This is a genomic window from Streptomyces sp. NPDC030296 (assembly GCF_055572815.1).
Map to the genome: position 1 here is coordinate 25,828 of NZ_JBVICQ010000018.1, position 20,507 is coordinate 46,334.

15 protein-coding genes and 1 CRISPR repeat array are annotated in these 20,507 nt (G+C 71.2%); of the genes, 10 read left to right on the top strand and 5 right to left on the bottom strand.

The features are described from left to right. The first annotated feature begins 344 nt into the window (after positions 1–344). The 10 genes from ACZ4Z3_RS36710 to ACZ4Z3_RS36755 all read left to right on the top strand — a co-directional run bounded on the left by ACZ4Z3_RS36710 (position 345) and on the right by ACZ4Z3_RS36755 (position 13,061). Positions 345–983: a TnsA-like heteromeric transposase endonuclease subunit gene (locus ACZ4Z3_RS36710; RefSeq protein WP_468505197.1), complete on the top strand. Its 639-nt coding sequence runs from the start codon at positions 345–347 to the stop codon at positions 981–983. Beyond that, entirely contained in the window at positions 983–3,487 is a 2,505-nt protein-coding gene (locus tag ACZ4Z3_RS36715) for a Mu transposase C-terminal domain-containing protein (RefSeq protein WP_468505117.1), read from the top strand. The genes ACZ4Z3_RS36710 and ACZ4Z3_RS36715 overlap by 1 nt, the downstream gene beginning before the upstream one ends. Then, entirely contained in the window at positions 3,381–4,211 is an 831-nt protein-coding gene (locus ACZ4Z3_RS36720) for a TniB family NTP-binding protein (protein WP_468505198.1), read from the top strand. The genes ACZ4Z3_RS36715 and ACZ4Z3_RS36720 overlap by 107 nt, the downstream gene beginning before the upstream one ends. Before the next feature lie 11 nt (positions 4,212–4,222). Beyond that, the gene (locus ACZ4Z3_RS36725) at positions 4,223–7,237 is read left to right on the top strand and encodes a Helicase associated domain protein (RefSeq protein ID WP_468505118.1); all 3,015 of its coding nucleotides are present in this window, start codon (positions 4,223–4,225) and stop codon (positions 7,235–7,237) included. 393 nt (positions 7,238–7,630) lie between these two features. Further along, positions 7,631–8,659 carry a hypothetical protein gene (locus ACZ4Z3_RS36730; RefSeq protein WP_468505119.1) on the top strand — a complete coding sequence of 343 codons (1,029 nt, stop codon included), beginning with the start codon at positions 7,631–7,633 and terminating at the stop codon, positions 8,657–8,659. Between the two features lie 84 nt (positions 8,660–8,743). Beyond that, on the top strand, positions 8,744–9,703 hold the full coding sequence (locus ACZ4Z3_RS36735; RefSeq protein WP_468505120.1) for a hypothetical protein: 960 nt from the start codon (positions 8,744–8,746) through the stop codon (positions 9,701–9,703). Further along, positions 9,700–10,740, top strand: coding sequence for an ImmA/IrrE family metallo-endopeptidase (locus ACZ4Z3_RS36740; protein WP_468505121.1), 1,041 nt, complete (start codon positions 9,700–9,702; stop codon positions 10,738–10,740). The genes ACZ4Z3_RS36735 and ACZ4Z3_RS36740 overlap by 4 nt, the downstream gene beginning before the upstream one ends. 157 nt (positions 10,741–10,897) lie before the next feature. Beyond that, complete coding sequence (locus ACZ4Z3_RS36745) at positions 10,898–11,923, top strand: hypothetical protein (protein ID WP_468505122.1); 1,026 nt, start codon at positions 10,898–10,900, stop codon at positions 11,921–11,923. Beyond that, the gene (locus ACZ4Z3_RS36750; protein WP_468505123.1) at positions 11,920–12,354 is read left to right on the top strand and encodes a type II CBASS E2 protein; all 435 of its coding nucleotides are present in this window, start codon (positions 11,920–11,922) and stop codon (positions 12,352–12,354) included. The genes ACZ4Z3_RS36745 and ACZ4Z3_RS36750 overlap by 4 nt, the downstream gene beginning before the upstream one ends. A 137-nt stretch (positions 12,355–12,491) precedes the next feature. Continuing rightward, a complete protein-coding gene (locus ACZ4Z3_RS36755; protein ID WP_468505124.1) occupies positions 12,492–13,061 on the top strand; it encodes a hypothetical protein in 570 nt (189 codons plus the stop codon). A gap of 739 nt (positions 13,062–13,800) precedes the next feature. Then, a CRISPR array of direct repeats spans positions 13,801–16,352; the repeat unit is 29 nt; unit sequence GGGACCATCCCCGCGGGCGCGGGGAGCAC. A gap of 91 nt (positions 16,353–16,443) precedes the next feature. Here the strand turns inward: ACZ4Z3_RS36755 and cas2e are convergent. Genes cas2e through cas7e form a run of 5 tightly spaced genes read right to left on the bottom strand, consistent with a single transcriptional unit; the run spans position 16,444 to position 20,492 of the window. Further along, complete coding sequence (gene cas2e / locus ACZ4Z3_RS36760) at positions 16,444–16,794, bottom strand: type I-E CRISPR-associated endoribonuclease Cas2e (protein WP_468505125.1); 351 nt, start codon at positions 16,792–16,794, stop codon at positions 16,444–16,446. Beyond that, complete coding sequence (cas1e, locus tag ACZ4Z3_RS36765; protein ID WP_468505126.1) at positions 16,791–17,753, bottom strand: type I-E CRISPR-associated endonuclease Cas1e; 963 nt, start codon at positions 17,751–17,753, stop codon at positions 16,791–16,793. The genes cas2e and cas1e overlap by 4 nt, the downstream gene beginning before the upstream one ends. Further along, entirely contained in the window at positions 17,750–18,544 is a 795-nt protein-coding gene (gene cas6e / locus ACZ4Z3_RS36770) for a type I-E CRISPR-associated protein Cas6/Cse3/CasE (protein ID WP_468505127.1), read from the bottom strand. Before cas6e ends, cas1e begins: the two co-directional genes overlap by 4 nt. Beyond that, positions 18,544–19,281: a type I-E CRISPR-associated protein Cas5/CasD gene (gene cas5e, locus ACZ4Z3_RS36775; protein ID WP_468505128.1), complete on the bottom strand. Its 738-nt coding sequence runs from the start codon at positions 19,279–19,281 to the stop codon at positions 18,544–18,546. The genes cas6e and cas5e overlap by 1 nt, the downstream gene beginning before the upstream one ends. Next, entirely contained in the window at positions 19,278–20,492 is a 1,215-nt protein-coding gene (gene cas7e, locus ACZ4Z3_RS36780; RefSeq protein WP_468505129.1) for a type I-E CRISPR-associated protein Cas7/Cse4/CasC, read from the bottom strand. The genes cas5e and cas7e overlap by 4 nt, the downstream gene beginning before the upstream one ends. Between the last annotated feature and the right edge of the window lie 15 nt (positions 20,493–20,507).

Genomic DNA, 20,507 nt, shown 5'->3' on the forward strand with positions numbered 1-20,507 from the left:
GGCCGCCCGCGGGCGCAACCAGCCCAGCTCACCGCCGACGGACCCGACGGCGTCCTGCCCGACACCCAGCCGGAGTGCTCTTCGAGGGCGACGACCTCGGCCGATGGATGCAGCGGCAGGACCGCGACTGGTCTGAACTCTCCGAGGAGCAGCAGTGGCAGCATGCCGCTTTGGCTTGCTATGCCCATAAACCGGATGAGCCGATAAGGCGTTGGCTCTGTGTGCGGAGCGTGGATGGGGATGCGGCAGGGGCCGGGCCGGCCGATGTCGGGGCTGTGGACGTACGGTTCCTGGCTGCGGGCGGGGCGACGGAGTGTTCGCCGTGGTCGGTGGCGGCCGCCGAAGTGGCCTTCGAGCGGTGTCCGCCTCTGAGGCCGTTTCCAAGGCGCAAGGGCAAGCGCACGGCGCCGGGATGGTGGTGGTCGGCGACGACCGGGGGGCTCGTGCACTACGGGTCTGGGGCGATGCGGCTGCATCTGATGCTCCTCGACCGCGATCCGCGCGTCCAAGGCCTGTCCAGCCGGCCGCTGGAACTGCGGTGGCGTGCGCCGGGGGGGGGCGTGCGGACGCATGTCCCGCAGGTGATGCTCCGACTCGCCGACGGCCAGGGGGTCCTGGCGGACTGCACCGCCGCAGGGGAGCTTTCTGGGCGGCAGCAGTCCCTCGCGGCGGTGGTCGGTGAGGTGTGTGCGGCGGTGGGCTGGCGGTACTGGGTGCTGGGGCCGGTCGATCCGGTCTACCGGCGCAACGTGACCTGGCTGGCCGGATACCGGCATCCGCGGTACCGCGCAGGACAGCAGCTGGCGGCGGTATTGCGGGAGTCGTTCGCACGCCGTACGCCGCTGTGGGAGGGCGTGCGCAGGACCGGAGATCCGATGGTGGTCCTTCCCGCGCTGTTCCATGCTCTGTGGGCGGGGCAGCTGTCCGCCGATCTGGGCGCTCCGATGCATGAGCGGATGCCGGTGTGGGCGCAGGCCGCGTGATGGGGGCACGGAGCCAGGGGTCCGGCGGGCCGGTGGTGGAGGTGGGGGCCCAGGTGCGGTTCGAGGGACGGGCCTGGACGGTAGCGGCCCTCGCTGGCGGGCAGGTGCGGCTGATCGCCGAGAACGGCGAGATGGCGGCGCTGCTTCTGCCGCTGTTGTTCGCCGACGCGGGGTTCGAGGTTGTGGCCGCGCCCGCCGTCCGCCGGGTACCGCCGCTGGGCCTGCTGGAGTCGCTGCCCGCACCAGTGCGGGAGCGGGCGTTGGCGTGGGAGCGGCACGTGCGGGAGGTAGAGACGGGGCACTCAGGCGGATCCGGTGCGGCCGGCCCCGCGCGGGCTGAGTACGACCCGGAGATGCGGACGCTGGCGCAGCGGGAAGAGGCGAAGGCAGCGGAGCTGTCGGCGGCGGGTATGCCGACCAGCGCGGTGACGGTGCGGCGGATGCGGGCCCGCTACCGCGACGGCGGGCTGTGGGGACTGGTGGATCAACGGGCCGCCCGGCCCCGTTCGGCGCTGGGGCGAGCGGACGAACGGGTGGTGGCCGCCCTGCTCGAGGTGCTGGAGGCCGGGCAGGAACGCTCCAGCGGGACGCTGGGGCGGCTGCGTGTGTACACCGAGCGGCTGCTGGCCGAGCGGCACGGCCCCGGGGCGGTGCCGCTGCCGTCGACGGCGACGTTCAACCGGCTCGTGCACGCCCTGGCCGACGGGCGCCTGCTGGGCAACGCGCGGCAGCGCCGCTGGCGCACGGCGCGCCCGGCTCCCCCGTTCGTCCCGACGACGGTGATGGCGCCGGGTGAGCTGGTGATGATGGACAGCACCGTGCTGGATGCCTTCGTGGTGCTCGACGACGGGGTGGTGGAGCGGCCCGAGCTGACCATCGCGCTGGATGTGGCGACCCGCAGCATCTGCGCGGCCGTGCTGCGCCCGAAGGGAACCCGCAGTGTGGACGCGGCGCAACTGCTGGCGCAGATGATGGTGCCCGCGCCGATGCGGCCTGCCTGGCCCGAGGCGCTGGCGATGCAACGCTCGGTGATCCCCTACGAGCGGCTGCTGAGCGTGGATGACCGCCTGAGAGGGGCTGCGGCGCGGCCGGTCATCACCCCGCAGACCGTCGTGGTCGACCAGGGCAAGGTGTTCGTCTCGTCCTCGTTCATCGCCGCCTGCGGATCGCTGGGCATTTCCCTGCAGCCGGCGCCGCCGGGCAACGGGCCGGCCAAAGGACATGTGGAGCGCACGTTCTCCTCGATCAACACGCTGTTCGCCCAGCACGTGGCTGGCTACACGGGTTCCCACACCGGCGAGCGCGGCCGGAACGCGCAAGGCGAGGCGGTATGGACGCTCGCCCAGCTGGACGACCTGCTGCAGGAGTGGATCATCTGCGGGTGGCAGGAGCGGGAGCACGACGGCCTGCGGCACCCGATGATGCCCCGCCGCGCTCTGTCGCCGAACGAGATGTGGGCGGCACTGGTCGCCGTCTGCGGGTACGTGCCGGTGCCCTTGGGGCGCGAGGACTACATCGAGCTGATGCCCGTCAAACGGCAGAAGATCAACGACTACGGCATCCGCATCGGCTACCGCACCTACGACCACAAGATCCTCAACCCCTACCGCGGCGAACGCTCGCCGGCGGCGGACGGCCTGTGGGAGATCCACTACAACCCGCATGCTCCCGGCCAGGTCTGGGTGCGTCTGCCGGACCCCGGCCAGCCGCGGGGGCACAGGTGGGAGGCGGTGCCGTGGATCCACCACACCCTGGTCAGCGCCCCCTTCACCGACTTCACCTGGCAGCACGTCAGGAGCACTGTCGCCCGCCGCGCGGACCGTGCAGGCCACGAACACGACCTGGCCCTCGCCCTGCGCGAGCTCCTGGAACGCGCCTCTGCCGGACACGCAGCCGCCGGGACCAGGTCGTCGCCGCCCGGGCCCGCGCCCACACCGCCGCGAACGAGGACGGGGCGGTGTGGGGGATCCTGTACGGCCAGTCGCCGCCGGCCTCAGCCGGCGGTGGCGGCCGGGACGGCGTCCTCGAGGGCGGGGAGGACGCCTTCGAAGACGAAGAGGAAGAGACAGCAGGCGCAACGGGCGGTGGATGCCAGCCCTTTGAGCCCGCCGCCGCCAGAGGCGTGGCAGCGGCCGGGAGCGCAGACGGCCAGGCGCCTCCGGTGCGAGGTTCCACGATCACGGTCTACGACCCCTTTGAGGAATCACTGCGATGGTGAGCGCCTTCTCCAACGACGCCGCCGGGTTCGCTCCTCTGGCCGCTCCGACCCTCTGGCAGGGCTGGGACGCCTTCGTCCACCGGGCTCCGGCGCCCGCACGCGACGCCGCGGACCCCGCCTGGTCGCAGACGGAGCGGGAGGACTACCACTCCGAACTCGCCGTCATGCGCACCCCGGCCATGGACAGCGTCTTCACCGCGGTGCGTCGGCTGCTGCTGGTCAACCGCCGTCAGCAGGCCGGCGCCCGGCGCGGTCTGATCATCTCCGGGCCGGCCACGACGGGTAAGACCACCACGATGATGGCGCTGGGGCGGTCCTTCCAGCTGGCCGACGCCCGCCAGCACCCCGGCCAGGACGGCAGAAGACCGGTGCTGTTCATCAGCGTGCCGCCGGCCGCCACTCCGAAGATGCTCGTCAGCGAGTTCGCCCGGTTCCTCGGTATGCCCGTCACCGACCGCCTCAACCAGACCCAGATCACCGGCGCCGTGTGCGACCTGCTGTGCGAACTGGGCACCCAGCTGATCCTCGTCGACGACGTGCACCTCCTGGACACCCAGCGGCGCGCCGGCGCGGAAACCTCCGACCAGCTCAAGTACCTCGGCGAACGCATCCCTGCCACCTTCGTCTACTCCGCCATCGACATCGAGACCTCCTCGCTGCTCAGCGGAGTACGCGGGGCTCAGATCGCCGGCCGTTTCAAGATCTTCCGCCACCGCCCGCTGGCGTACGCCACCGGGCAGGACCGGGCGGTCTGGGACGACCTCGTCGGGGCCATGGAGAATCTGCTGCGGCTGCGCGCGCACCGGCCCGGAACCCTGGTCAAGCACGCCGCCTACCTCCACGCCCGCACCGGCGGGCGGATCGGCAGTCTCTCCCACCTCATCCGCGAAGCCGCTCTGATCGCTCTCACCGAAGGCGCCGAGCGGATCACCAAGCAGCTGCTCGCGGAGGTCGAACTCGACGCAGCCGCCGAAACGCAGGCCAGGCCGGCCCGCCCTCGGCGGTCCTGAAGCGCGCTCAGATGGCACACCAGCATCCGCCGCGTGCGAGATCCCGCGGCAGGGCCGGCGACGGGGAACGCACGGCGGACTCAGACGTCCTCGTCACGGCCCTGGCCGGTGGGGCGGCCGGACGCGTGGCACCGCTGCGCGGGGAGCTGACGCTGTCGTTCCTGAACCGGCTCGCCGCCCGCTACCACCTCGGCCTGCGCGACCTGCTCGCTGCCATCACCGAGACCGACGGCCGGCAAAATGTCGCCGGGATGCTCCACCCGGACAGCGAGATCCACCTCAACGCCCAGGCCCGCGAGCGCGTGTGCGCCCTCAGCCGCGTTCCAGCGGCGGTGCTGGAACGGGCGCTGCCGGCGTGGACACGCGCAGAACCGCACGCACACTACCCAGGCGGTCCGGCCGGCCGGCTGACCCGCGGTGAGGAGGCCGTTGCCCCGTGGGGCCCTGCTTGCCCCGCCTGCTGTGCCGCCCGGACGGGACGCCGCGTGCCCGCTCGCCGGTACTTGGCACCTCAGGAGCGCGTCTGCGGCCGCCACCGGTACTGGCTGATGTTCCTGCCCTCAACCGGCGGGCTGCTGGTGCCCCTCGCTTCCTGCCCCGAGGTCCTCCAGGCCCACCGGCAGCATGTCCGGCTGCTGCGGCGTACGCCGGAGGGCGGGCGGGCCTTCGACGTCGCGCGCGCCGTCACCGGAGCCTGGTGGCACGAGCCCTGGACGGCCGACGAACGCATCTGGCCGGCCCGCCTCGAGGCCACCCGGCCCGCCGGCACCGATCCCGGCTGGTGGAAGACGGCCGCCCGCGACCTGGCCACCTACCCCGAGACCGTCGCCCTGGCACGCCTGCTGGCCAGCCGCCCCCTGCAGCAGCGCACCGTCACCGAGACACGCGGCCACCTCCCCCACCGGCTGGGCGAGTTACCCCGGTTGCTGGCCGAACTCGCCGGCCAGGTCGGGCGGCCGTGGCTTGCCCACCACCTGGCCGCCGTCACCCACGGTCCGCTGTTCAACTGGGCCCACTCCTGCGCACGCGTCCAGAGCGGCTCAGACCCTGCCGCGCACAAGGCACTGTGGGAGGTGCACTCGGCACACCGGCCCCGTCCCCTGAGCGACCTCCTCCCCCACGCTCCGGCCCCTGACGGCACCCCGCCCGCGCCGAGGCCCGCCAAACGGCTGCGCGGCCACAGCCTCCAGGCCGAACGCGCCTTCAACCAAGGACTCGCCCACGCCCGCGCCTACCACCAGGCACACGGACACCTCGCCGTGCCCAAAGAAGACACCCCCGCCGGCTATCCGCTGGGCCAGTGGCTCGCCAACACACGCGCACGCCACACCCGCATGCCCGCCCACCAAGCCGCCGCCCTCACCGCGCTGTATCCGTGGTGGAACGCGCCTTGGAGCACGCTGTGGCAGCGCACCTGGCACCAGGCCTGCACCCACGAGCAGACCCACGGCCCGCTCAAGCCGGCCCGCGGTTTCCCCACCACCAGCTACAGCCTCGGCGAATGGCTCTACCTGCAGTGCACCCGCTACGCCACTCTCCACCCCGAACAGCAGCGTCTGCTGGCCGCGATCGGTATCGACCGCGAGGAGGCGGCCGCTGCCCGGCCCAGACGGCGCAGCAGCGCAGAACGCTTCCAGGTAGGGCTGGCGCACGCCCGTGCCTTTGCCGACGTCCATGGCAACCTCGCCGCCGTCGCCCAAGCGACCCTGCATGACGGCTATCCGCTCGGGCAGTGGCTGGCCAACCAGCGCAACCGCTGGCGCACCGACCGCCAGCCCCTGCCCGCCGCCCGGGCGCAGGCTCTCGCGGCCATCGACCCCTGGTGGAACCCGCCCTGGCACCTGACATGGCAGCGCCGCTACTACCGCGCCCGCGACCACTTCCAGTCAGGCCACCCGCTGCGCCCGGAGAACGGCTTCCACGACCTCGACGAGGGAACTGCCGACTGGCTGTGGCGTCAGTGCACCGCCTACGACGAGCTCCACCCCGAGCAGCGGCAACTCCTCACCGACATCGGCATCACCACCGAGGCAGCCCACACCGCCCAGGAACACGCACGAACGGCCACGAGAAAACCCACTCCCGCCTCGGGCCTGGACGCGCAAGACAAGACCGGCCGAGCCAGAAGGGCTGCAGATCCTGCGACCCCCACCAGTGCGCGGCGCGCACGGCGTGCCGCCGAACCGAAGCGTCCCCGCGAGCCCCGCAGCCGTCTCGGGCACCGACCCGACCTGAGGCCGGGCTTCGAGACAGCCCTCACGCACGCCCGCACCTACGCAGCTGAACACGGCCACCTCGCAGCCCCCCGCGACACCATCCATGACGGATACCCGCTGGGCATGTGGCTGTTCAGCCAGCGCAACCGCGCCAAACAACGCGCCCGCGACCGCCTGCCGCCCTCACCCCACCTGATCCATCTCGAAGCGATCGACCCGTGGTGGAACCCACCGTGGGACCTGCACTGGCAGCGCAACTACCACCGTGCCCGCCACCACGTCGAAGCAGGCCGCCCCTTCGCCCCCGCCGCGCTGATCCCCTCTCCCAGCACCGTCCTCGGCAGCTGGACCACCCGCGCCTGCCTGACCTACCACCAACTCCGCCCCGACCAGCAGCACCTCCTGACGCTGATCGGCATCACTCCCGACGTCGCCCACGCACGCACTCGGCGCGCGCACCCCTGGCGCACCGCCGTCGAACACGCTCAAAGCTGGGCCCAGACCCACGGCCACCTCGCCGTCCCCCACGACAGCACCCAGGACGGCTTCCCCCTCGGCCGATGGCTCAACAAACAGCGCTACCGCGCGAGGAAGGCAGGCCCCACCCCCGCCGCCCAGGCCCTGACCGCCATCGACCCCTGGTGGAACCCGCCCTGGGGCATGACCTGGCAACACGCCTACCACCACGCCCGCACCCAACCCCACACCCCCGCAACCCGCCGCTGGATCCACAAACAGCGACGTAACTGGCCCCTCCTCCGCCCCGACCAACAGCACCTCCTCACCACCACCGGACTCATCGCAGGCTGAACACCACCAACGCCCGTATCCGGCTCCCTTCCTGTCCCGACAATGGGCAGGTGGTCGACGCGCACTTCTTCAATGACGAGCCCTTCCTCGACCACGAGGAAGGGCCTGACCTGATCGGACATGGCCAGTACGCCCAGCATGTGCTCAGCCTGCTGGACCGGGTACGAGCCCAGACCGAAACCGTGGATTCGAAAAGGTCATCAGTACTCTGGGTAAGGGCCCTACGCTCTTCGGCCTGGACTCGGAGGGGCTGATCCAAGAGGTCAGCAACCGCATCAGCGGCGGCACGAGCGCATCCGCAGCCAAGCACAAAGCCGAGGAAGCCCTGCGCAAAAGCGGGCCACCCGTTCCTCGTCGTCATGGACGACAGGGAGGTGGACAGCGCCGAGGAGAATGCGCAACTTCCTGTGCCGGCATAGCTCCCCGGCGTACGGTTTTGCCCGTCAAAGGGAGGTACCGGCTATTTCCGTATTCGACGAGCTGCACGATCTTGAGTACTTGGGCCCCGCGTGCCTTGCTCTGATCAACAAGCTGATCCGGGAGGAAGCGCGGCGACTGCCGGTTCTGGCCCCGCCGGCTGGCTGGCAAGAGGCGGATCTGGAGGATCTGCTGGGTGAGTTCCTGGCAGACCGACTCAAGCCGGTCACCGCCAATCTCCTGGCTCTCGCCACAGATGATGACAGTGTCGGGAAGCTGCTGCGGACGTCGATCCGGCGCTGGTTGATCGACCAGTCCCGCAAGACTGCGGTCGTGTCGTTGGGGCGCTCGCTGGAAAGCGTGCTGGCAGACAGCGACGCCTTCGAGACAGTGCCGGCGGGCGAGGTCGGGGCCGGTCGATGGCGCTTGTCCGGCACCACGGTGCAGCCCTGGTCGGGCCCTTTTGACCGGCTCGTGGAGGCCGCGTATGCGGTGCCGAACATCAAGATCCCCAAGTGGAGCAGTGAAACGCGCCGCGCCCCCGTCGCCGACAGGGCGTCGATCGAGGCTGTGATCCATGCGGTTCTGTCCGATGCTGCCGGATCGATGGAGGTTGCTCACCTGGTCGAGGTGTTCACCTCTCGTTTTCCCGTGGCCCTGGATCCGGTTGTCGTCTCACTCCCGGACGATGCGGGGTCGCAGATCACTGCTGATCCACACGCCTCCCCGGAGGAGATCGTGCTTGCCCGCGATGACGAGGTCAGGGCTGCATCCGTAGGGGCAGAGATCGTGGCCATGCTCAGCCCCCTGGAGCGGCTCATGGTCGCGTGTCTGGACCGCCCGGGGGAGATTCAGACGCTTGTGGGCTGCGGTCGGTCCCAGGCGTATCACCACGCGGCCCGCCTGAAGGAGAAGCTGCGGCAGCTCGTCGGGGACGGGGACGGGGTACGTTCCGTGATGTCGGAGGTGATCCGGCTGTGCAGCGAAGCGGTGGAGACACGATGAGTGCGGCCAAGGCCGGACACCCTGCCCGGTATGACGTCAGTCGATGGTGGAGGCCTGCTCAGTCGATGAATGCGGGAGGACACCATGAGTGACCTGGGGGTACCGCAGCGTTTCCTGGATCTGGCCCAGCGGGTGCGTGGGCCGCGTGCTCTGTCGGAGGCAGGGCTGAGAGAGCGCTTCGGTGATCCGGCGCAGGCGGAGCTTGAGACCGGTCAGGTGTGGCGGGCGCGCTGGGAGGAAGTCAGCATGCTGGTGCTGGTCTTGGACGTGGCCGCGCGTGAGGTGAGCGCGGTCCCCGTCACGATCGACCCGCCGGGTGAGGACGAGAGCAGCGTGGTGGTGGACGGATCACGTACTGCGTTCGGCGTCGACGCCACCGTCTGGGCGGGGCTGGTCTCTTGGGTCCCGGTGCGGGTGCTGGAGCGCGTGGTGGACGCCTGGGACGACGACATCGTGGGGTGCACCGCGGCCCGGACCCAGGGCCAGCCGGCGCCGGCTGCGGCAGGAGTACGCGCGGGGCAGTCGGTCCGCTCCGCCTTGGAACCGGACGCTGAGGTACGAGCCGGCCTCACCGATGATCTGGAGTATCTGCAGCAGGCGCCCGCCCTGCCGGTGCAAGAGAGCGGCCGGCCGGACGTGAACCTGGCGTCGCTGCTTGGTGACCGGCTGGACTTGGAGTCGCTCTGCTCCGCCTTGAAAATGCCGCAGCCGGAGGTCATGAAGCTGCTTCGCGGCAAGATCCCGCTGCCGCCCGACCAGATCGACGCGGTCGCCTCGGCGACCGGGCTGCCCGCAGGACAGATCGCCCGTACGGTCCGTCCCCTGCCTGCTGATCTTGTCCATGCCGTGGAGCACCCGCGGTGGCGCTCGGTGTGGGTACGCCGTGCCCGGCGGCTGGGGGTCAGTGAAGCCCAGGCGCGGCTTTCAGGCGGTTACGGCACCTTCGCACTGGCAGCTCGCGAGACAGGCGGTGGGGCGGCCGATTGGGACTCACGTCTGCGGCAGTTCCTCGGCGACGAGGCCGGCGCGAAGGGCAGTCCGTGACCCGGCGCCGGTTCACCGAGGAGGCCCCGCGCCAGGCGGAGACGATGATCTCGGTCCTAGAGCGGCTGCACCCCGGGACCCTGGAGGCGCTGCGCGCGGATCCGCTGGCTGAGCTGGGCCGCTGGACGGACATCCGGGTGTCCTTGGAAGCCGCGTCGGACGACGGTGGCCGGTGTTCGGTCGCCGGCAGCTACCGGTCGGAGACGAATCCCCCGACCCTGGTGGTCGGGGCGGCCCGCTCGCTTCGGCGCCGCGGCTTCACCGGCCTGCACGAGCTGGGCCACCATCTCCAGCAGACCGACCCGGCGCTGGGGCAGCGCCTGTTCGATTGGGAGGACTCGGAAGCCTTCGAGGAAGCGGCGTGCGACGCCTTCGCCGCGCGCATCCTCGTGCCGGATGAGCGGATCGCCGCGGACGTACGCCGCCGGGGGCCCTCCGCCGACGATGTCGTCGCCATGTTCCGCACGTCCCAGGCATCGCGGGAGGCGTGCTGCGTGCGAGCGGCGCAGTATCTGGCCGGCGGCGGTGTGGTCGTCCTGTTCGACGCGGCGGGCCAGGTGCTCTTTGCCGCACCTCACGGCATGATTCCGCCCGCCCGGGGCTCCGACCAGTCCACGACACCGCTCCTGGCCGCGGCTCTGGGTGCCCGCGCCACGGTCGAACGGGACAAGACGTTCGTGGTCTACCGGTCCGGCGGGCGCAGCGATCTGCTGTACGGGCAGGCGGCCTGGTGCGACGAGGACTATCTGATCGCGGTGCTCGCCGAGGACAGCGTGGCCTGGAGGACCTTCACAGCGCCGCGCCCGAATACCGGGAGCTCCCGGTTCGGTTCCTGGTGGGAGTGCGAGACGTGCGGGGACTCGTTCAAGATCACCGAGTCCGCGTGTGCGGAGTGCGGCGAGCCCCGGTGCGGGCAAGGGCACTGCGGCTGCACGACCGCCAGGAGGCGGAGCGACCGTGCTTGCAGGCGCTGCTTCATGGTGCTGGCACCGTCCCGGTTCGAGGGCGCGAGCACGGTCTGCCGCGACTGTTCCTGACCTGTTCGGACATCGCCCCGCAGCCGGGGGTGCGGGCGCCCGGACGATCTCGACGGTGTGACGTCAGAGGAGGGTGAGCCGCCGAGTGACGGCTCCGCCCGGGGATGTCCCGGGCGATGCGCGGCGCTCGTCGCCCTCACCTGAACGGACAACCCTCATGGGACATACCGAAGACATCCTCAACGACATCCGCAGCCAGATCGACGCCCATCCGCAGCCGCTGGCGGAGGCACGTACGCGGCTGGAGCTGGTTCGCTCGAGCGCCATCGGCTTCACGGGCGCACTGCGGACCTACCGCAGTGGTTCGCTGCCCCAGCACACCTTCATCCACCCGGTCGGCGACGGCGACGGCGGAGTCGTCCTCGACCGGCGCGTGTACCCGCAGCTCGGGCCGGAAGGGGGCGGCGAGACACCGGCCGACATCACCGGCGAGCTGTGCGCGCTGCTCGGTCCTGCGGTGCGCAAGGTCTATCCAAAGGCGCGCTGCGGCACCTCCAAGCGCGGCCCGAAGATCACGTTCGGTGAGCCGGTCGACGCCCAGGACCCGACCGTGGACCTCGTCGTGGCCCTCACCCGCAAGGAGGGGGCCGGGCTGTGGATCCCGAACCTGGAGACCGACCGGTGGGAGGCGTCCGACCCGGAGCGCCACGTCGAGCTCTTCACCAGCGGGGTGACGTCTCTGCGGCGTACGCGCCGGCGTGTGGTGCGCCTGCTGAAGGCGTGGAATAAGCAGTACTCCGAGCCGGGCTTCTCCTCCCACAACCTGACGGTCTGGGCGTGGGAGTTCGTCGAGCCGGGGATGGGCATGGCGAAGGCGCTGAGCACGGTGCTGTCCAAGGCCGCGGCCCGGGTGGAGGCCGGTGGGGCGACCAAGGACCCGGCCGGCGTCTCACCGAACGTGAAGTTGCTGGTGGGGCGTGAGGTTGCGGCCCGTCGGCTGCGCGGCGCGGCGGACAGTGTGGCCGAGGCGCTGGCCGCGGACGACGACCGCGACGTGGTGCTGTCGGCACTGTCGCGGGTGTTCTACCGGTACCTGGACGCCCCGGCGTCCGACAGCTTCGCTGGCAAGATCGCGGCGTTGCGGCAGCGCTCCCCCGTCACGACGGTGACGCTGGGGCTGAGCGGGCCGGCGGCCGCCGTACGGCCCACCCGGGCCTACGGCGACAACGGGCATCACGCGTGACGCGCCGCCCTGCGTGGCGGGCGCCGGCCTGGTATGCCAGGCCGGCGGCCCGCATCGCCTTCCAGCACCGGCTGGCCTCCTGCGGCCAGCCGGTCAGGGTCATCAAGCCGCCGCGCCGATACCGCGGCGGCTTCGCCCTGGCCGTCCGGCTGCGCGTCCCGGATGTCACCGAGCAGACGATCTCGATCGTCTTCGGCCCAGGAGCCCCCGACGTGCCCTGCGTGTACACCGACGGACCGTCCGATTCGCCCCACCGGTACGCCGATGGCGCTCTGTGTATGTGGTACCCGTACGATGCGCCCGAGCAGCGCTGGATCCGCGACGACGGCCCGGCTGCCCTGCTCGGGCATGTGGTTGCCCATCTGCTGCGCGAGCAGTGGTGGCGCAGCACGGGCGAGTGGCCCGGCCAGGAGGCTCCCCACGGCACGTGAGCCGCGTGCCCGGAATCGGCTTGGAGGTCGTAATGGCGCCTGTACAGACAGCAGTTGCGTCACTCGCCCCCTCCATGGCGACGGCCACCGTGGTGTACACCGCGGCTCCTTCGGCCCCTTCCTCACCGGTCACGTCCGTGTCGACGGCCACCGTGGTTCCTTCCACGCCGCCCGCGGCTCCCTCCTCGGCCGATGCCAACTCGGTATTGCCGGCTGTGGTGTCCGGGGCGTTCCTCGCCGCCATGCTCACCGCGACCATCAACATCTGGCTCGCACGGCGAAAGAGCCGGGAGGAGGAACTCGACCGGCTGCGGACCGCCTTCGCCGAGGCCTTCGCGGCTCACAGTGCCTACAAGGAGATGCCCTACGCCATCCGGCGCCGCCGATCTGATGCCCCGGCCGAAGAGCGAGTGCGCCTGTCAGAAACGCTGCGGGAGACCCAGGCCAACCTCTCCTACCACCTCGCCTGGACGAAGATCGAATCCGAAACAGTAGGCAAGGCCTACGCGGACCTCATCCAGGAACTCCGCAAGACGGCCGGGACGGCCATGCATGCGGCCTGGGAAGCACCGCCCATCGAGAGCGACGCGGCCGTGAACATCCCGCCGACCGTGATCGACCTCAGCGCGCTGCAGCCGCTGGAGACTGCCTACATCGCAGCCGTCCGAGCACACCTTCGCAGGCTCACACCGTGGTGGTATCGGTAGGAGCGTGGCACGGCACCGGTCCCAGCAAGTGGCCGTCGGTATCCGAACCGCGCCGCACCTGTGATGTCCGGCAACAGCGCGCGGAACGCCGTCGGCCGGCTCTCAGGCCGCCGGACAACCGGTCAGGCCCAACCGGCTCAGGTTCGACACCGGCCTGTGCACCCGCAGGACCGCCGTCCCGGACCGGCTCGCCCGCCTCGAGTAGCTCGAGCACCTGGCCACAGTCCAGTTCAAGCAGACAGCTCGTCCAAGCGCCGCCGCATACGAACGACCACTGAACCTGAACCTTGCGCAGCACAGATGACACGACCTGATCACCCAATCAGCTAACTGACAAAGCCGCAGGCCAAGCCCCTGCTCCAGCACAACGCCCACCATCACTGCAGCTACTGGCACACTGCGCTCCCCTGCCCATCGGCGCACCCCCGAACTGATCAACGCAGGCCAGAGCACCAACCACTGATCAGAAAGACCGCTCCTGGACACCAGGCGCTGGCCGAACTCGGGGTTCCGTGGGCGGTGACCGAGGAAGCCCAGCAGTGACCGCGCGAGGGCTACGCCGAGGTCGGTGTGGCCCTCGGCTGTGTCAGGCGTACGAGCGAGCCGACGCGGTCAGCCGCTAGCCTCGCGGCCCCTACGGCACCACTGCCGACAGCCAAGCCACCGATCCCCGCAGGCGCGGGAAGCACCCAGTGAAGTGCTAGCACGACACCGACATCATTGCGGACGCCTTCAAGGAGGGACCATCCCCGCGGGCGCGGGGAGCATAGGTTCCAGGAGCCGTACCCGCCGGTGAGCGGGGGACCATCCCCGCGGGCTCGGGGAGCACGAGGGCCCGCCTGGGACGTACCGGGCTGCGCGGGGACCATCCCCGCGGGCGCGGGGAGCACCCCTCGGCGTACGAGTTCGGGGCGTGGTCCGCGGGACGCGCCGGCCTGGGGAGGGGACCATCCCCGCGGGCGCGGGGAGCACGACGAAATCCTCGTTCAGCGGGAGACGTTCGCGGGACCATCCCCGCGGGCGCGGGGAGCACCTGAAGACGATCACCGGCTCGATGAAGGAAGCGGGACCATCCCCGCGGGCGCGGGGAGCACGTCCAGGTCGGCGGTGAGTCTTACGGTGTGCGGGGACCATCCCCGCGGGCGCGGGGAGCACGAGCCGCTGCCGGTGGAGCGGTGGCAACGCATGGGACCATCCCCGCGGGCGCGGGGAGCACATCTCTCCCGTCATCGGGTGGATCGTTGCCGGGGGACCATCCCCGCGGGCGCGGGGAGCACTTGTTGAGGCGGCGGATCATGCGGGAGTCGCGGGGACCATCCCCGCGGGCGCGGGGAGCACTTCCCCATTTCCTTGATCCACGTGAAGTCCCAGGGACCATCCCCGCGGGCGCGGGGAGCACGCGGCAGGTCTCCCCTCAGACGATCCGGAGCGCGGGACCATCCCCGCGGGCGCGGGGAGCACGCGTCGGCTCCGTTCTGGGACTCGGTCGCCCCGGGACCATCCCCGCGGGCGCGGGGAGCACGACCGGCTTTTCCTTCATGGCGACCCCGATACGGGACCATCCCCGCGGGCGCGGGGAGCACCACGGCACGCAGGCCGCCAAGCCCTGGGACGTGGGACCATCCCCGCGGGCGCGGGGAGCACGGCCAGTCCGAGTCACCCTGGGTACGCGACGAGGGACCATCCCCGCGGGCGCGGGGAGCACCTGTGCGCTGGGTGATCCCGGTGATCATGTTGAGGACCATCCCCGCGGGCGCGGGGAGCACCGGAGGAGGTCCGCGGAGAGGCCGGAGGCCGTGGGACCATCCCCGCGGGCGCGGGGAGCACGATAGGCCGCCGAGGACGACGCGCACGGCATTGGGACCATCCCCGCGGGCGCGGGGAGCACGGTCGGGGACTGGCCGCCTGCCGGTACGGGCAGGGACCATCCCCGCGGGCGCGGGGAGCACGGGATCTTCGCCCCGGAGTGCTTGACGGCCGGGGGACCATCCCCGCGGGCGCGGGGAGCACCCGTGGCAGGTGGCGTACATCCTGGCGCCGGTGGGACCATCCCCGCGGGCGCGGGGAGCACGTCTGCTGAGCGGTGTTGCTGTAGAAGCGTGCGGGACCATCCCCGCGGGCGCGGGGAGCACTGCACCGCCCGCGACTTGAGCGTTGCCGGGTAGGGACCATCCCCGCGGGCGCGGGGAGCACATCTACCTCCAGCGGCTGATGATCCGGCGGACGGGACCATCCCCGCGGGCGCGGGGAGCACACGCGCGCTCCCTCGATGGGGATGGCCTGCTGGGGACCATCCCCGCGGGCGCGGGGAGCACTAGCCACTGATCTCGTCGGGGACAGGGTGCGGGGGACCATCCCCGCGGGCGCGGGGAGCACTCGGGCCGCCCGTCGGTGTCGGGGACCGCGTAGGGACCATCCCCGCGGGCGCGGGGAGCACAACACCCGGCTGACCCTCATGCCCGGCACAGAGGGACCATCCCCGCGGGCGCGGGGAGCACATCGTGTGCTGGGGTGCGGTGGAGAAGCGGGAGGGACCATCCCCGCGGGCGCGGGGAGCACCACATGGGCCGGGGGGTTTTCCGTTGTTGCCAGGGACCATCCCCGCGGGCGCGGGGAGCACCCGAACGCCCCGCCCGACCGGGCCTTCCCGTGGGGACCATCCCCGCGGGCGCGGGGAGCACACGTGGTTGGCAACCCGCCAGGCGCGGGCCCAGGGACCATCCCCGCGGGCGCGGGGAGCACACGGCCGGCCAGTACCTGTGCCCCGCCTGCTGGGGACCATCCCCGCGGGCGCGGGGAGCACATAGCCAGACACGAGCGACACGCCGGGATAGCGGGACCATCCCCGCGGGCGCGGGGAGCACGCCGTCGCGGTCGGAGACGCCCAGGACGATCGGGGACCATCCCCGCGGGCGCGGGGAGCACACGCCGGTGCCCCAGATGACGCGCTGGTCGTCGGGACCATCCCCGCGGGCGCGGGGAGCACGACGGCCGGGACCTGCACGCGGAGGAGCTGGTGGGACCATCCCCGCGGGCGCGGGGAGCACGAGCCCCCCAAGCGGGCAGCGAAGGTGATCGGGGGACCATCCCCGCGGGCGCGGGGAGCACTTGACGGCGTCGAGGTTGAAGTCGAACGGCTGGGGACCATCCCCGCGGGCGCGGGGAGCACCTGATCCGTCTTCACCCTTGATCGGTTTGGCTGGGACCATCCCCGCGGGCGCGGGGAGCACACGTAGGCGATCTCGTCGACGGCGAGGATGACGGGACCATCCCCGCGGGCGCGGGGAGCACACTTCATGACCTGCTCGTTTAGGCTCGGCGGCCCACGTTTTTCAGCACTTTCACGGATTCCGACTTTTGCCCTTTACCCGGCATTCCTTTCTCAGTCTCTCGTGAATCGGCGGCGTTTGGCGGCCTTGCTCCAGCCCTGTTTGGGGGTGGTGCGGGTGGTCCTGGCGTTCGGGTCGGGGCGGCGGATGAGGGTCAGGCCCTCGTGGTCGACTGGATGCCAGGCGTGGTCGTGGGTGAGGAAGGTAAAGCCTTGTTCGTTGTTGGTGGTGTGGGCGAGTAGAGCGCGGCCTTGTCCTGCGTATTGCCGGACTTCGTCCCAGAGGGCGGCGCGGATACGGGCTGACGGGTTGCCGATGAAGACGCCCGCCGAGATCTCCAGGAGCCAGCGGGTGAGGAATCCCCTGAGGCCGGGCGGGCAATTGGTCAGGACGATGACAGTCACCAGAGCAGCGCTTCCTCGCCGCCGGGGTCGGCGTAGTTGCGGCCGGAGGCGACCTGGTGGCCGCGGTCGGTGTGGAGGGTGACGCGGTCCACTTCTTCGGTTGTGCGGGAAGTGGCGTCGGGCAGGAGGAGGGTTTTGATGTCGTCGACGCAGCGGTCGAGGAGGGATGTTGCGTTGATGTGGTCGCGCAGAGCGCGGCGTGTTCGGGAGCCGACGTCCTGTTCGTCCTCTGCCGCGATGTCGAAGGCGAGGGGGATGCCGATTTCGGTTTTGTAGAGGTCGGCGATGTCCAGGACGAAGGAGAGTTCGTGGCCTGAGTGGACGAAGCCGAGGGCGGGGATGCAGCCGAGGGATGCGATCACGGCGTGGGCGATGCCGTACATGCATTGTGCGGCGGCGGTCACGGCCTGGTTGACGGGGTCACCGCTGGAGAAGTCACCGGGGGTGTACTTCCGGCCTTTCCAGGGGATGCCGGTGCGGGCGGCGTGTTCGCGGTAGCAGTCCTTGACGCGGCCGCCTTCATGGCCGAGGAGCTCTTGGCGGGTGAGGCCGGCGGGGTCCTCGTCGGGGAACCGCATCCGGTACATGGCGCGTGCGACGGCGAGGCGGCTGCGGGGGTTGGCCCATTTCAGGGCCTGGGCTTCGGCGAGGGCTGAGGAGCGGGTCAGTGCGCGGCCGCCGGCGTAGTAGCGCACGCCGTGTTCGCCGACCCAGGCGACGGCTGCTCCTGTTTCGCCGAGGACGCTCATTGCCTGGTGTGTGATGCGGGTGCCGGGGCCGAGCAGGAGGGTGCCGATGGTGGCGGACGGGATGTGGGTGGTGCCGTCCGCGTCCTCGGCGGTGATGGCGTTGGCGTCGCGGTGGACGGTGCAGCGTTCGAGGTAGATGAAGGACAGGCGCTCGCTGGTGCGGGTGAGGTGTCGGGGGGTGAGAGCGGTGCGTTTGTCGACGGTCGTCACCTGGCTTGTTCACCTGCGGCGGAGGGGGTGGGGGCGAGGGTCAGCAACCCGCAGCCGTATGCCTTGGCCTTGCCCAGGCCCTGGAGGAGGGTGCGGCGCACGAGTTCGGGGTCGGTGACCTCGAGGCGGCCGTCGAAGGTGACGGCGAGCAGGGTGACCGGCCGTCGGCCCGCTGTGCTGCTGCGGGGTTTGGCGAAGGACAGGTTGCGCTGGTCGCGGACGAGGAGTTCGTAGCGGTCGCCGTGGTGCGGGGCTTTCTTGTGGGTGGTGCCATCGGGGAGCAGCCGTTTGCTGTCGGGTTTTTCGCAGATGCGGAAGCCGCAGCGTTCTTGCCGTTCCAGGAGCCAGGACATCTGGTGGGCGGGAGTGATGTGGGCGGTGCGTTTGGTCGGTTCGTCGTCCTTGCGGCGGATGTGGTGCACGGGGTTGGCGGTGAGCCGGAATGCCCAGCGGGTGCCGGGGGTGAGCCGGTCGAGGAACGGGGCGTAGGGACGGGTCTGCCAGCCGGGGTGGGCCGGGTCGGCTGTTGCTGCGGCGGGCCAGCCGGCCTGTTCGACGAGGTGGGTCAGGTCGGGCTGGTCGGGGCTGACCACGTAGAGGAAGACTTCGGCGGCCGCGTTGCGGTCGAGGCGCCACAGCACCCGCGGCCCTGCGGCCGCTGCCTCGCTGGCGGCGGTGGGCAGCAGGTGGGGGAAGGAGGCCATGACGGCGGCGTGCAGGGACTGGGGGGAGGAGAGCAGTCGCCGGGCGCCGGGGCGGGCGGTGTTGATGCGGAAGCGGGACAGATACATCAGGCGCTCTCTTCCTCCAGGGCGGCGAACGGGTCGTGCGCGGGCACGGCCCTGGTCGCGGGGGCGGTCTTCGCGCTGGGGTTTGGTACCTGCACGGTCGTGGTGACCACGGGGCGCAGGGCGTGGCGGCGGTGTTCGGCTGCGAAGCTGAGGGGCTGGTCGCGCAGCAGGTCCGCCTCCGCTTCGTCGGGGCGGGCCTCGCGCAGCACGGTCAGGGACACCGTCGCCTCGCGGCGGCGCTGTCGGCGGTACCAGGCTGCGGCCTGCCAGGGCTCGGCCCGGAGCACCGCGGTGAGGTCGGCTCCGCGGTGCAGGGTGAGGCGGATGGGGTGGGCGGGTGGGCAGGAGCGGCGGCCGAGGTAGGGGGGATGGGCGGGGCGGTTGAGGGCGGCGTCGATCTCGTCGAGCAGTTCGTCTGCGCCCTCGACGGCGGCGACGAAGACGGCGTCGGCGAGGTAGTACCGCTCGGACAGGGGCATCGACTTGCCGGTGTCCGCGTGGTGGGCGGTCTGGAAGTCACGCACCCGCGTGCCGGGCTGGTCGATACGGACGGCGAAGCGGAGCGCGGCGAGGCGGGCCAGGCCCGTGTCGTCACCGCGGTCGAGGCCCTGGGCGGCGGCGAGCATGCCGATCACGCCGCTCTTGGTCGGGGCGGACTCGGTGGTGCGGCGGGCGAACCGGGCCGAGGCCCCCCACGCTTGCAGGGGGCCTGCCAGGCGCAGGGTCAGCACGCTCATGCGGGCTTCTCCATGCGTTCGGCCACCGCCTGGCCGACCGCGGTGACGAGCGCGGACAGGCTGGGTGTCTGCTGGCCGAGGCCGGTGAGCTTGTCGGTGGTGGCTCCCACGCGCAGGACCCAGGTCACGGTGGACTGCTCGTCGCCGTAGGCACGTTCGACCTCGGGGATGTACTCGGCCAGGCGGGCGGATGCCTCCCGCAGATGCCCCCCGCTCGCCTCGGCGGTCACCGGCTCCTCGAACGCGGCGACGAAACTGATGGGCCGGGTCGTGCGGAGCTTGATGACGACGGCGTCGGGCAGGGTGTGGTGACCGAACGTGTTGATCTTGCCCTTGGGCAGTGAGGCGACGAAGGCGTGCACGAATGCCTCCACGGCGCGCCGCACGGGTGTGGTGAGGGGTTCGTCCTCGCGCAGGCCTTCACCGAGGTTGGCGGCGAGCTGGTGCACGCTGATGGCGGCGTAGCGGTAGAGGGTGGCCGAGTTGAAGTCGACCGTTCCGATCATGCCCGCGCCGGTCTCGGCGTCGGTGTTCTCGTCGTCGACGGCCGTGTAGTAGTCGGACTCGTTGTCCACCCGGTGCACGCTGATGGCGTGGGCCACCTGCGTGGCGGCATCGACGTTGAAGTCGGCCGAGTCGGCGACCATCCGCCCGAACAGGGCGATGTCCACGGAGTGGCGGGTGTCGGCGATCTGCTTGGCCCGCGCCTTGTTGGCCTTGTCCTTCAGGTACGCGGTGATGTCGGCGGCGCCTTCCACGGCGAGCGCGGCGAGACCGTCGAGCTGGCGGGAGCTGAGGAACATCAGGTACTTCGACTCCGGCGCTGCCTCCTTCTCCTCCTCTGCCCCGGCCTCTGTCTTCGCCTTGCGTGTCTTGCGCTCCGGCGCCTGGATCTTCGAGCCGGTGGCCGTCTCGATCACTTCAGCTGCCAGCCGCAGCGCTTCAGCGTCCTCGACCGAGGCGTCGAGACCGGTGATGCGGGCGGCGAGGAGTTCGGCGACCTTCTTCGTCCGTACACCCAGTTCACTCGGGTCGAGGAGCTGCTCGCCCCGGAAGTACTCGCGGGTGGCACGCTTCCAGGCTTGGCTGGAGACCCGGGCACGGGGGACCCCGCCGTAGACGGCCGATTTCGGGGCGCCGGTGTCGTCCCGGTTGAGGTTGCTGGGCGGCACGGTCTGCAGGGCGTGCACGTCGAGGAAGATGCGGTTCACGAGGCGTCCTTGGTC